Consider the following 11,581-nt stretch of genomic DNA (forward strand, 5'->3'; position numbering starts at 1 on the left):
CAACGAGAAGGACATTCAGGCCTACTCGGACCTCAAGCAATTCCCGATCATCCCGTGCAACCTCTGCGGCTCGCAGGAAAATCTGCAGCGCCAGGTGGTCAAGGAAATGCTCCAGGACTGGGACCGCAAGACCCCGGGCCGTACCGAATCGATTTTCCGCAGCCTGCAGAACGTGGTGCCGTCGCAACTGGCCGACCGCAACCTGTTCGACTTCACCAGCCTGAAGATCGACGAGACCGCGGCTTCGCGTTTCGTCAATGTCGTCAATCTGTAAACACAACCTGTAGAAGCGAGCCCTGTGGTTGAGGGGACAGCTTCTGCATGGGTTATTCATTTCCAAACCTCAGGAGAGGGCATGCGCGATTACAAGTGGCTGCACGAATACTGTCTGAACCGTTTCGGTTCGGCGGCTGAACTGGAAGCCCATCTGCCCGTTCCCAAGACCCCCGCACAACTGCGCAAAATCCGCGACGACCGCTACCTCTCGACCATGGCCCTGCGGGTTTTTCGCGCCGGGCTCAAGCACAGCCTGGTCGACGCCAAGTGGCCGGCGTTCGAAGAAGTGTTCTTCAAGTTCGATCCGGAAAAAGTCGTGCTGATGAGCGCCGAACACCTTGAGCGCCTGATGCAGGACGCGCGGATCATCCGCCACCTCGGCAAACTGAAAAGCGTGCCGCGCAATGCGCAGTTCATTCTCGATGTGGAAAAGGACAAGGGCAGCTTCGGCGCGCTGATCGCCGACTGGCCGGTGACCGATATCGTCGGCCTGTGGACCTACCTGAAAAAGCACGGCCACCAACTCGGCGGGCTGTCGGCGCCGCGCTTTTTGCGCATGGTCGGCAAGGACACGTTCGTGCCGAGCTACGACGTGGTTGCGGCGCTGAATGCGCAGAAGATCGTCGACAAAGTGCCGACCAGCCAGCGTGATCTGGCAACGGTGCAAAACGCCTTCAACCAATGGCACGAACAGAGCGGCGGACGGCCGATGAGCCAGATTTCGATGATGCTTGCCTACACCGTCAACCATTGAGTCAATCCGATCGTTCCCATGCTCCGCGTGGGAACGCCGCCCGGGACGCAGAGCGTCCCTGAGACGCAGAGCGTCTCTGGATGCATTCCCACGCAGAGCGTGGGAACGATCGGTGTAGCAACTGATGGCGGTTGTTCAGGCGACGCTGATCTCGCCTTCACCCGCCAATTTGCGATTCAACTGATAGCGCCAGCGCACATACAACAGCGCCGAGCAGAACACCGCCAGGCTCGCGGCCATTTCCAGCAGGCCGAACAGCTGCCGGTTGGGGTCGTACGCCGCCAGGGCGCCTTTGATGAAATACAGGTTCACCACAAAACACATCCACGAATGGCCACGGGCGCTGCCCATGATCATCGCCGGGGCGAGCACCAGCCACGGGATCAGCTCGACCAGCAGAATCACCCAAGGCCGCGCGCCATGCAGGTCGGCGAACAGCAGGTAATAAACAGCGAGCAAACCGGCGAGGGCGAAAAAGCTCAGCAGGCTGAGCACGCGCATCGCCTTGACCCGTGGCTCAAGCCACTCTATCGAGGGCAGGACTTTCGGCTTCTTCGCCATCAGCCCACCAGTTTCTGCGCGGTTTTTGCCAGGCGCAGACCGAGTGCGCGACACAGCGCCACTTCGTGCTGGTCGAGACCGTTCTTGCCGTCGGCACCGGCGTGATGGCTGGCGCCATAAGGCGTGCCGCCACCCTCGGTTTCGAGCAGGGCCGATTCGCTGTAGGGCAGACCGGTGATCAACATGCCGTGATGCAACAGCGGCAACATCATCGACAGCAGCGTGGTTTCCTGACCGCCGTGCAGGCTGGCGGTGGAGGTGAACACGCCGGCCGGTTTGCCGACCAGCGCGCCAGTCAGCCAGAGGTTGCTGGTGCCGTCGAGGAAGTACTTGAGTGGCGCGGCCATGTTGCCGAAACGCGTCGGACTGCCCAAGGCGAGGCCGGCGCAGTTCTTCAGATCATCGAGGCTTGCGTAGAGCGCGCCCTCAGCGGGAATCTCCGCCGCCACCGCTTCGCATTCGGTGGAAATCGCCGGCACTGTGCGCAGACGCGCTTCCATTCCGGCCTGCTCGACGCCACGGGCGATTTGCCGGGCCATCTCGTTGGTCGAACCGTTGCGGCTGTAATAGAGAACCAGAATGTACGGCGTGCTCATGGCAACAACTCCAGCACGTTTTCCGGTGGGCGACCGATGACGGCCTTGTCGCCGACTTCCAGAATCGGCCGCTCCATGAGTTTCGGGTGCGCGGCGATGGCGTCGATCAGCTGCTGCTCGCTGAGGCTGGCGTCGGCCAGGTTCAGGGTTTTGTATTCCTCTTCACCGCTGCGCAGCAGCTGCCGCGCGCTGATCCCGAGCTTGCCGAGCAGGGCCTTGATCTGCGTGGCGCTGAGCGGCGTTTCCAGGTAGCGCACGACAGTCGGAGTCAAGCCGCGGGCTTCGAGCAGTTCCAGCGCGCCGCGGGATTTCGAGCAGCGCGGATTGTGATAAAGCGTCAGATCGGTCATGGCGGGTCGCTTCTGGCGTAAAGTGGCGGCTATTCTAACTGTGCGGCGCGCAATCCAGAACCGTCAGAGGCGATGGGTCGCAGGCGCTTTCGAATTTTCACAAGGAACACGACATGACACGGCGATTGGCAGCGGCATTGACGATTCTCGGGGCGTTGATGCTGGGGGGCTGCGGCAATGATTACGGCATCGACCAGAACGGCCAGAAGGTAGCGTCCGAACGTCTGGACAAGCAGTGGGTGGTGCTCAATTACTGGGCTGAATGGTGCGGCCCGTGCCGCACGGAAATTCCTGAGCTGAATCATTTGGCTGATGAGCTCAAGAGCAAGAATGTCGGGGTGTTCGGGGTCAACTTCGACAATGTGCAGGGCGCGGAATTGAAAGAGGCGAGTGAAAAGCTCGGCATCAAGTTCACCGTGCTCGCGCAGGATCCGGCCGAGCTGTTCGACCTGCCGCGCAGTGAGGCGCTGCCGGTGACGTTCATCATCGATGACAAGGGCAAGGTGCGTGAGCAGTTGCTGGGTGAGCAGACGGCGGCGGGGGTGATGGCGAAGCTGGAGGCGTTGCGGAACAAGTAAACATGTGGTGAGGGGATTCATCCCCGTTGGGCTGCGTAGCAGCCCTGAATTTGCAGTTCGCCTGGAACTGCGCAGAGGGCCGCTTCGCGACCCAACGGGGATGAATCCCCTCGCCACAGGTGACCCCTGCGGGCGTAGAAGGGGCTCAGCCCTCTTCCAGCCACCAGCGCAACGGTTTGCCTTGAGCAGGCCAGAAGCGTATCTGCTCGATGGGCGAAATGTCCCAGCGCTCGACTTTTTCCAGCGCCTGCAAAAAGCGTTGTTCCTGCTCCATCAACGCCGGGGCGCAGAGCTTGCGGGTCTTGCCGATTTTGCCGAAGCTCAGCTTGTCGCCGTCCTGCGTGTAAGGCGCGAACCAATGGTTGCAGCCGCCGTTGCCGTAGGCGCGGCCGTCATCGCCAAGGGTCACGGTCAGATGGCTGTAATCCATCAGTGGCCGCTCGCCGATCCATTCCAGAATGTAGCTGCGGTTGTGCTGCAGTTGCACCGGCTCTGCGGCGCAACCGACCAGGCCGACACCGATCAGTGCGGTCAGGGCGAGGCGTTTCATCACGCAGGCTCCTGGCATTTCGGGCACAGGTGCTTGTCGCCGACGGCTTTCCAGCCCAGCTCGGCGATGCGCGCGGTGGCGGCAGGTTTCTCGGCGGACTTGCCGAGTTTGGCATCCACGGCGAATTCGAAGCTCAGCTCTTTCGCGCAGCTGTCGCAGTTGACCTGCCAGGTGTGAATGGCCAGTTCGCCGAACACCGGGCCTGTGGTCATCGCGGTCCATTGGCCTGGCGGATTGATCAGGTGGCGCACAGTGTCGACGGTCAGGCGCATGGACAAATCCTTGCTGCCTTTGAGCGTGACCAACAGGGCATCGCCGATACGGATCGAGCCACCGTTGCCGGTCACCTGATAGCGGCCTGGAACCAGGGCGCGGCATTCGGTGAGGGTGTGTTGCGGGTTCATCAGGGTGTAGCGGAAATCGTGTTCGACCATGGGTCCTCCAAATATGCGCGACATGCTAGCACGGGCTCGATTGCAGAATGATGCACGCGTGCGACCTTCGATCCGGTTCAAATGCGCCGACAGTCATGGCAAACTGCCGGCCCCCGAATCTGAAGGAACGGAACATGGCGCTGATCGAATGTTATGAATGCAAGCGGAGCATCAGTTCCGAAGCGCTGGTGTGCATTCACTGCGGCGCGCCGATGGCCGAACATGCCGCCATGCAGGCGCAATCGACGGCGGTACCGGTGCAAGCCTCGACGATTTCCTTCGGCAGCCTGCCACGCAACAACGCAGTGCCCGAGGCGGTTGCGCCGCCAGTGTCCGAGCCTTTACCCAAAGTGATGCCGGCAGCGGCGGGGCGTCGCCGTCGTCAGCAGGCTGCGGAACAGGCCCGCGAAGAGCAGCAACCGCTCAATCCCGATGGCAGTCGCCCGGTGGAAGGCTGGCTGAAAATCATGGTGTTTCTGCTACCGGCGTTTTTCGTCTGGTTTCTGCTGCGCAACGGCCACTCCAGCAAGCAGCGCCTGCTCGGGTTCGGCTGGCTGGGCTTGCTGATCCTGGCGTCTTCGCTGTCCAAGTAAAACCGTTCAACCCTCGACCTGGTTCTGCGGCGCACCTGCCGCCCAGGTCGCGATGTTGTGCAGGGTGGTCGCGGCAATCGCGCCCAATGCTTCGCGGGTCAGAAACGCCTGATGCGCGGTGATGATCACGTTGGGAAACGTCAGCAGACGCGCCAGCACATCGTCCTGCAACGGCAGATCGGAGCGATCCTCGAAAAACAGCTGCGCCTCTTCCTCGTACACATCCAGCCCCAGATACCCGAGTTGGCCGTCCTTCAGCGCGTCGATCAGTGCCGGCGTGTCGACCAGCCCGCCGCGCCCGGTGTTGATCAGCATCGCCCCGGCCTGCATGTGCGCCAGTGAGTTGCGGTTGATCAGGTGCTTGCTCTGCTCGTTGAGCGGGCAATGCAGGCTGATGATCCGCGACTGCGCGAGCAATTCCGGCAGGCTCAGATAACGTGCGCCCAGGGCCAGCACCTCGGGGTTGGGACACGGATCGTAGGCCAGCAATTCACAGCCGAAGCCGTGCATGATTTTCGCGAAGGTCGCACCAATCTGCCCGGTGCCGACGATGCCGACGGTTTTGCCGACCAGATCGAAACCGGTCAGGCCATGCAGGCTGAAATCGCCTTCGCGGGTGCGGTTGTAGGCGCGATGCAAGCGACGATTGAGGGCGAGGATCAGCGCCACCGCATGTTCGGCCACGGCGTGCGGCGAGTAGGCCGGCACACGAACCACGGCCAGGCCGAGGCGTTTCGCCGCCGGCAGGTCGACATGGTTGTAACCCGCCGAACGCAGGGCAATCAGCCGCGTGCCACCGGCAGCGAGGCGCTCGAGCACCGGGGTGCTGAGGTCGTCATTGATGAACGCGCAGACCACTTCGTGCTGCTCGGCCAACGCCGCCGTATCGAGGCTCAGTCGCGCTGCTTGAAAGTGCAGTTCGAGCCCGGCCGGGCAGTCGGCGCCGAGAAAGCTGTCGCGGTCGTAGGTCTGGCTGCTGAAAATGATCGTGCGCATGAATCCTCCTGGAACATCGACGCGGGCCGCAACGGCCCGCGACAACTGTAGCGCTTTGCGCGCGCCGTGCCTTGCCGTGGATCAGGCGCTGATGCGCGCCTGCGCCGCGAGTCGATTGATCGAGCGCTCCAGTTCATCCAGTGCGGCGGCGGCTTTCGGATCGTCCTGCTTGAGCAGGGTTTCGCTGCGCTGGCAGGCGGCGCGCAGTTGTGGCACGCCGCAGTAACGGGTGGCGCCATGCAAACGGTGCACGCGTTCGAGCAGGGCATTCTGGTCGTGGCTGTCACGGGCGGCGCGAATCGCTTCGCGGTCGGCTTCCAGCGAGGCCAGCAGCATGGCGAGCATGTCTGCCGCCAGATCCGCTTTGCCCGCTGCCAGACGCAAGCCTTCTTCGTGATCGAGCACCGGCAGTTCCTGCTGACTCGCCGCGCTGTCGCCGCTGCGCTCAGGTGCCTGATTGCGCAGGGCCAGCCCGGTCCATTTCAACACCACCTGCGCCAGTTGCCGCTCGCTGATCGGTTTGGTCAGGTAGTCGTCCATGCCGCTTTGCAGCAGCGCGCGTTTTTCATTGGCCATGGCGTGGGCCGTGAGGGCGACGATCGGCAGCGGCGTGCAATGCCGCTCGCTTTCCCACTGGCGAATGGTTTCAGTGGTCTGGCGACCGTCCATGCCCGGCATCTGCACGTCCATCAACACCAGATCGAAAGATTCGCTCTGCACGGCTTTGACGGCCGCGTAACCGCTTTCCACCGCGAGCACGCGGGCGCCCATGTCTTCGAGCAGGGTCTGCACCAGCAACAGATTCGCCGGGTTGTCGTCGACACACAGCACGCGCGGCGCACGGCTGGACAGCGGCTCGCCCGGTTCGCTGCGGGTCTGGCGCGGATTGACCAGATCGGACAGCGCCCGGCGCAATTTGCGCGTACACGCCGGTTTGGCCTGAAGCTGGCTGTGCGGGTTGGGCACCGACAGGTGAAACAGCGTCTGTTCGGTGGTCGGACACAGCACCAGCACTTTGCAGCCAAGATGTTCGAGGTCCCAGATGTGCTGGTTCAAGCGTTCCGGGAGCATGTCGTTGCTGGTGATGCCGATCACCGCCAGATCGATCGCCTGATCGGTCTGATGCGCGCCGGTGACGCCATTGCTCAGGCTCTCCAGAGTATTGAACGGCGTAACTTGCAGTCCGCAGTCTTCCAGCTGATGTTGCAAGGCCTGACGCGCCAGTTCGTGATTTTCCAGCACCGCCACACGGCGCCCGAGCAGCGGCGCGGCGGGCAGGTCTTCGGCGTCGTCGCGAGTCTTGGGCAGGCTCAGGCTGATCCAGAATTCCGAGCCCTCGCCCGGCGTGCTCTCGACGCCAATCTCGCCGCCCATCTGCTCGATCAGGCGCTTGGAAATCACCAGCCCCAGCCCGGTGCCGCCGGGTTGGCGCGACAGCGAATTGTCGGCCTGACTGAAAGCCTGGAACAGCGCGCGCACATCCTGACTCGACAGACCGATGCCGGTGTCCTGATGCTGATGCGCAGTTGCACGCTGTCTTCGTGTTCGTCTTCGAGCATCGCCCGGGCGACGATGGTGCCTTCGCGGGTGAACTTGATCGCATTGCTGACCAGATTGGTGAGGATCTGCTTCAAGCGCAGCGGATCGCCGACCAGCGACAGCGGCGTATCGCGATAGACCAGACTGACCAGCTCAAGCTGCTTGGCGTGCGCCGCCGGGGCGAGGATGGTCAGGGTGTCCTGCAACAGGTCGCGCAGGTTGAACGGAATGTGATCGAGTACCAGTTTGCCGGCCTCGATTTTCGAGAAGTCGAGAATCTCGTTGATGATTCCCAACAGGCTGTCGGCAGACTTTTCGATGGTGCCCAGATAGTCGAGCTGGCGCGGGGTCAGTTCGCTTTTCTGCAAAAGGTGAGTGAAGCCGAGAATGCCGTTGAGCGGCGTGCGGATCTCGTGGCTCATGTTGGCGAGGAACTCGGATTTGATCCGGCTGGCTTCCAGCGCTTCTTTGCGCGCCAGGTCCAGTTCGATGTTCTGGATCTCGATGGTTTCCAGGTTTTGCCGCACGTCCTCGGTGGCCTGATCGACGCTGTGCTGCAATTCTTCGCGAGCGTTCTGCAGGGTGCCGGCCATGCGGTTGATGCCGGAGGCCAGTTCATCCAGTTCCTGACTGCCGAGCGGCGGCAAGCGGGTTTCCAGATGACCGTCCTTGAGTTGCGCAACCGCTTGTTTGATCTGGCTCAGCGGACGGTTGATGGTGCGGCCCATGCGCAACGCGAGGAGGGCGGCGCCGGCAAGTCCGGCGGCGATCAGCAGCAGGCTGGCGAACAGGCTGCGATAGCCGCGCAGCAACATGCCGTTGTGCGACAGCTCCAGCTCGACCCAGCCGAGCAGGCGTTCGGATTCTTCGGGAATGATTTCGCCGGCGAGGTTGCGATGCTTGCCGAACACCGGCATCAGGTAGCGCGTCGCGTCATTGCCGCTGCGTCGTTGCAGCAGCGCGCTGTCGCCGCTTGGCGCTTGATTGAGCATGGTCGGGCCGGCGTGGGCCAGTGGCGAGCGATCCGCCGCGAGGAAAGTCACCGCGCGCACGTCGGGTTGTTCAAGGGACTGGGTGGCGATGCGTTCAAGCAGATCGGCGTCGCCGTGACCCATCGCCGGGGCCACCAGTGGCGCCAGTTGCTCGGCGATCATTTCGCCGCGCTGCATCAATTGGCTGTGCAGGTCGGTCTGCTGCGTCCAGGTGAAATAGCCACCCAGCACCAGCGCCATCAGGCTGGTCGGCAACAAGGTCAGCAACAGCACGCGACCTTTGATTCCCAGTTTCTTGAGCACGCCTATCTCCCGCATCCCGCTGATCTGTTGACACATGCGTGCATCCGGCACGCGACATGGGCGCAGTGTAGCGATTTGCAGGCGGGCAATCTTGCGGAAAATGCAGCGCCGCCCACGCACTCGTTCGTCCGACAGGCCAAGCTTGTGTTGCCCGCTGTCGGACAATCTTGAATAATCCGCCAACTGAGAATTACTTGCAGATACTCATGACTCCTGTTTCCGTTGGCCAGCCACGCATCCTTTCCATTGAAGACGATCCGGTCCTCGGCGCGTATGTGCACGAGCATCTGGGCCGCAGCGGTTTTCAGGTGACCTGGTGCCAGAACGGCCAGGAAGGTCTGAACATCGCCCAGTGCCAGCCTTTCGACGTGGTGCTGATGGATATTCTGCTGCCGGGGCTCGATGGTCTGCAGTTGTTGACGCAATTGCGGCAGAGCCATTCGACGCCGGTGCTGCTGATGTCGGCGCTGGGTGCCGAGGCCGATCGCATCAGCGGTTTTCGCCTCGGTGCAGATGACTATCTGCCCAAGCCGTTCAGCATGGCCGAGTTGCATGTGCGCATCGAAGCGATCCTGCGCCGCGTGGCGCTGGATCGGCGCCCGCCTGCGGTTACCGCTGCGGTGGTCAGCGGCGCCCTGCGTTTCGATGACGAACAGTGCGATGTGTTTTTCCGCGAGCAAGCGGCCGGGCTGACCCGCAGCGAATTCCGTCTGCTGGAAACCCTGCACCGCAACAACGAGGAGGTGCTGAGCAAGGCCTTCCTTTATCAGCACGTCCTGCAACGCGGCTTTGCGGCGCACGACCGCAGCCTCGACATGCACATCAGCCAGATCCGCCGCAAACTCAAAGCCATCGGTTACACCGAGCGCGAAGTGCGCACGGTGTGGGGCAAGGGCTACGTCTTGAGCGGCGCCGATGAAACTGTCTGAACTGCCGGGGCGGCATTCGCTGTTCTGGAAACTGGCGTGCCTGCTGGTGGCGTTCTGTCTGCTGATGATCTGGTTGAGCTGGTCGTGGGGCCGCTACATGGAGGAGCGCAATCAGTTCCTCTCCAGTGACGCGCGCAGCACCCTCAGCCGTTACGCCGCGCAAGCCGAACAGGCGTGGCAGCGCGGCGGGCGCAATGGCGTCGATGACTGGTTGCAGAGCATGGAATTGCGCGAGGCCAGTTGGGTCGGCGTGATCGGCGCTGATTTGCAGTCGCTGAGCAGCCAGCCGTTGAACGCCGCGGAGGTGCAGCACCTGACCTTTTTGCGCGGCCTCGACTGGCCGATCCACAAGAAGGGCCGACCTTGGCTGCGGGTGCCGTTCCCGCAGGATCCGGCCGTCGGCATTCTCGTCATTGAATTGCCCGAGCGTTTTGTCCCGGGCAAGTACCGGGTGTTCTGGCGGGTGATCACCAACGGCGTGATTCCCGGGCTGTTCACCCTGTTGCTCTGCGTCGGCTTGTACCGCCTGTTGGTGGTGCCGCTGAACAACCTGCGCGAACAGGCCAACGCCTGGCGCGCCGACCAGTTGAATGTGCGCCTGTCGAGCGGCATCACCCAGCGCCCGGACGAACTCGGTGAACTGGCGCGGGCCTTCGATTCCATGTCCGAGCGCCTGCAAACCACGGTCGCCTTGCAGCAGCAATTGTTGCGCGACCTGTCCCACGAACTGCGCACGCCGCTGAGCCGCCTGCGCGTGGCCAGTGAAAGCGAACAGGGCTTGGCGCAATTGCGCGAGCGCATCGGCCGCGAGGTCGACGGCATGCAACGTTTGGTCGAAGACACCCTGCAACTGGCCTGGCTCGACACCGACCGCTCGCCGTTGCCGGATGAAGCGATCCAGATTCAGGCACTGTGGGAAATGCTCACCGACAACGCCTGTTATGAAAGCGGCTGGCCGAGCCTGCAATTGCAATGCTCGGTCGAAGCTTCGTGTTGGGTGCGCGGCAACCTCAATACCCTCGCGCAAGCGCTGGAAAACATCCTGCGCAACGCCATTCGTCACTCGCCCGAGGGCGGCATCGTGCGGCTCGATGCACGGCGCGATGGCGAGTATTGGCATTTGTGGCTGGAGGATCAGGGCGGCGGCGTGGCTGACGAAGATCTGCAGCGAATCTTTTCGCCGTTCATTCGATTGGACGGCTCAAGGCCCGGGGATGGTGGCTTTGGCCTGGGCTTGAGCATTGCCCGCAACGCGGTGCAGCGCCAGGGCGGGTTGCTCTGGGCGGAAAATACCGGGGAGGGGCTGCGGTTGAATTTGCGCTTGCTGGCGGATGATGGTGTCGCACCGACTGGCGCTATCGCTGGCAAGCCAGCTCCCACAGGGAGTTTCTGCCAAACACAAATCGTGTGAAGACTCGGTCTCTGTGGGAGCTGGCTTGCCAGCGATGAGGCCATCCGCATCGCTGCAGATGAAGTCTGGCGAACTTAAATGTCTCACCACTGGTGAGACTTTTGTGCCTTATTCCCATAAACCATAAGCACCGCACTTTGCGTGATATGGCCTGCGCGGGTTTGCCGGTATGATAGGCGCCCCCGCACGTCTGGATTGCGAATACGCCATGACCTTGCAGTACCCAACCATCGCCGATTGCGTCGGCAACACGCCGCTGGTGCGTTTGCAGCGCCTGCCCGGCGCCACCAGCAACACCCTTTTGCTCAAGCTCGAAGGGAACAACCCGGCGGGTTCGGTCAAGGACCGCCCGGCGTTGTCGATGATCACTCGCGCCGAGTTGCGCGGGCAGATCAATCCCGGCGATACGCTGATCGAGGCGACCTCCGGCAACACCGGCATCGCGCTGGCGATGGCCGCTGCGATCAAGGGTTACAAGATGATCCTGATCATGCCGGACAACTCCAGTGCCGAGCGCAAGGCAGCGATGACCGCTTACGGTGCCGAGCTGATCCTGGTGACTCAGGAAGAGGGCATGGAAGGCGCCCGTGATCTGGCCCAGCGTATGGAAGCCGAAGGCCGTGGCAAGGTGCTCGACCAGTTCGCCAATGGCGACAACCCCGAAGCGCACTACACCACCACCGGCCCGGAAATCTGGCGTCAGACCCAGGGCAGCATCA

At 62.5% G+C, this 11,581-nt stretch carries 12 protein-coding genes and 2 pseudogenes; 7 read left to right on the top strand and 7 right to left on the bottom strand.

The features are described 5' to 3' along the window. Both OQK_RS18155 and OQK_RS18160 read left to right on the top strand, forming a co-directional pair. Positions 1-274: pseudogene (locus OQK_RS18155) on the top strand (tRNA 2-thiocytidine(32) synthetase TtcA); the annotation flags it as partial. A gap of 81 nt (positions 275-355) precedes the next feature. Continuing rightward, a complete protein-coding gene (locus OQK_RS18160) occupies positions 356-1,030 on the top strand; it encodes a DNA-3-methyladenine glycosylase I (protein WP_016773632.1) in 675 nt (224 codons plus the stop codon). A 135-nt stretch (positions 1,031-1,165) separates the two neighbouring features. Here the strand turns inward: OQK_RS18160 and OQK_RS18165 are convergent, their stop codons facing one another. The 3 genes from OQK_RS18165 to arsC are packed head-to-tail and all read right to left on the bottom strand — an operon-like array spanning position 1,166 to position 2,537. Then, positions 1,166-1,591 (bottom strand): DUF2069 domain-containing protein, encoded by a 426-nt coding sequence (locus tag OQK_RS18165; RefSeq protein ID WP_016773633.1) that lies wholly within the window; start codon positions 1,589-1,591, stop codon positions 1,166-1,168. Next, positions 1,591-2,187, bottom strand: coding sequence for an NAD(P)H:quinone oxidoreductase (gene wrbA, locus OQK_RS18170; RefSeq protein WP_016773634.1), 597 nt, complete (start codon positions 2,185-2,187; stop codon positions 1,591-1,593). Before wrbA ends, OQK_RS18165 begins: the two co-directional genes overlap by 1 nt. Continuing rightward, complete coding sequence (gene arsC, locus OQK_RS18175; RefSeq protein ID WP_016773635.1) at positions 2,184-2,537, bottom strand: arsenate reductase (glutaredoxin); 354 nt, start codon at positions 2,535-2,537, stop codon at positions 2,184-2,186. The genes wrbA and arsC overlap by 4 nt, the downstream gene beginning before the upstream one ends. A 113-nt stretch (positions 2,538-2,650) precedes the next feature. Here arsC and OQK_RS18180 point away from each other — a divergent pair, with 113 nt between their 5' ends. Further along, the gene (locus OQK_RS18180) at positions 2,651-3,115 is read left to right on the top strand and encodes a TlpA disulfide reductase family protein (protein WP_016773636.1); all 465 of its coding nucleotides are present in this window, start codon (positions 2,651-2,653) and stop codon (positions 3,113-3,115) included. Between the two features lie 145 nt (positions 3,116-3,260). Here the strand turns inward: OQK_RS18180 and OQK_RS18185 are convergent, their stop codons facing one another. Together OQK_RS18185 and OQK_RS18190 are read right to left on the bottom strand one after the other, a co-directional pair. Beyond that, complete coding sequence (locus tag OQK_RS18185) at positions 3,261-3,665, bottom strand: META domain-containing protein (RefSeq protein ID WP_016773637.1); 405 nt, start codon at positions 3,663-3,665, stop codon at positions 3,261-3,263. Then, positions 3,665-4,099 carry a hypothetical protein gene (locus OQK_RS18190; RefSeq protein ID WP_016773638.1) on the bottom strand — a complete coding sequence of 145 codons (435 nt, stop codon included), beginning with the start codon at positions 4,097-4,099 and terminating at the stop codon, positions 3,665-3,667. Before OQK_RS18190 ends, OQK_RS18185 begins: the two co-directional genes overlap by 1 nt. A 134-nt stretch (positions 4,100-4,233) precedes the next feature. Here OQK_RS18190 and OQK_RS18195 point away from each other — a divergent pair, with 134 nt between their 5' ends. After that, positions 4,234-4,692: a hypothetical protein gene (locus OQK_RS18195; protein ID WP_016773639.1), complete on the top strand. Its 459-nt coding sequence runs from the start codon at positions 4,234-4,236 to the stop codon at positions 4,690-4,692. A 6-nt stretch (positions 4,693-4,698) separates the two neighbouring features. Here OQK_RS18195 and OQK_RS18200 read toward each other — a convergent pair whose 3' ends face one another. Both OQK_RS18200 and OQK_RS18205 read right to left on the bottom strand, forming a co-directional pair. Next, positions 4,699-5,688, bottom strand: coding sequence for a 2-hydroxyacid dehydrogenase (locus OQK_RS18200; protein ID WP_016773640.1), 990 nt, complete (start codon positions 5,686-5,688; stop codon positions 4,699-4,701). Positions 5,689-5,769: 81 nt separating this feature from the next. Further along, a pseudogene (locus OQK_RS18205) lies at positions 5,770-8,522 on the bottom strand (response regulator). Between the two features lie 206 nt (positions 8,523-8,728). Between OQK_RS18205 and OQK_RS18210 the strand changes: the two are divergent. From OQK_RS18210 to OQK_RS31455, 3 genes are all read left to right on the top strand, one after another. Then, a complete protein-coding gene (locus OQK_RS18210) occupies positions 8,729-9,451 on the top strand; it encodes a response regulator transcription factor (protein ID WP_016773641.1) in 723 nt (240 codons plus the stop codon). Then, positions 9,438-10,862, top strand: coding sequence for a histidine kinase sensor domain-containing protein (locus OQK_RS18215; RefSeq protein ID WP_016773642.1), 1,425 nt, complete (start codon positions 9,438-9,440; stop codon positions 10,860-10,862). Before OQK_RS18210 ends, OQK_RS18215 begins: the two co-directional genes overlap by 14 nt. 208 nt (positions 10,863-11,070) lie before the next feature. Continuing rightward, positions 11,071-11,581, top strand: a 511-nt coding sequence (locus OQK_RS31455; protein WP_038861058.1) for a pyridoxal-phosphate dependent enzyme, incomplete at its 3' end; no start/stop codon positions are given.

The sequence above is a fragment of the Pseudomonas sp. R62 genome, from assembly GCF_000257605.1.
In the GTDB taxonomy this organism is placed as follows: domain Bacteria; phylum Pseudomonadota; class Gammaproteobacteria; order Pseudomonadales; family Pseudomonadaceae; genus Aquipseudomonas; species Aquipseudomonas atacamensis.

Coding starts and splice junctions, on each gene's coding strand:
- OQK_RS18160 (WP_016773632.1), top strand. CDS start 356: ATGCGCGATTACAAGTGGCTGCACGAATACTGTCTGAACCGTTTCGGT.
- OQK_RS18165 (WP_016773633.1), bottom strand. CDS start 1,591: ATGGCGAAGAAGCCGAAAGTCCTGCCCTCGATAGAGTGGCTTGAGCCA.
- wrbA (WP_016773634.1), bottom strand. CDS start 2,187: ATGAGCACGCCGTACATTCTGGTTCTCTATTACAGCCGCAACGGTTCG.
- arsC (WP_016773635.1), bottom strand. CDS start 2,537: ATGACCGATCTGACGCTTTATCACAATCCGCGCTGCTCGAAATCCCGC.
- OQK_RS18180 (WP_016773636.1), top strand. CDS start 2,651: ATGACACGGCGATTGGCAGCGGCATTGACGATTCTCGGGGCGTTGATG.
- OQK_RS18185 (WP_016773637.1), bottom strand. CDS start 3,665: ATGAAACGCCTCGCCCTGACCGCACTGATCGGTGTCGGCCTGGTCGGT.
- OQK_RS18190 (WP_016773638.1), bottom strand. CDS start 4,099: ATGGTCGAACACGATTTCCGCTACACCCTGATGAACCCGCAACACACC.
- OQK_RS18195 (WP_016773639.1), top strand. CDS start 4,234: ATGGCGCTGATCGAATGTTATGAATGCAAGCGGAGCATCAGTTCCGAA.
- OQK_RS18200 (WP_016773640.1), bottom strand. CDS start 5,688: ATGCGCACGATCATTTTCAGCAGCCAGACCTACGACCGCGACAGCTTT.
- OQK_RS18210 (WP_016773641.1), top strand. CDS start 8,729: ATGACTCCTGTTTCCGTTGGCCAGCCACGCATCCTTTCCATTGAAGAC.
- OQK_RS18215 (WP_016773642.1), top strand. CDS start 9,438: ATGAAACTGTCTGAACTGCCGGGGCGGCATTCGCTGTTCTGGAAACTG.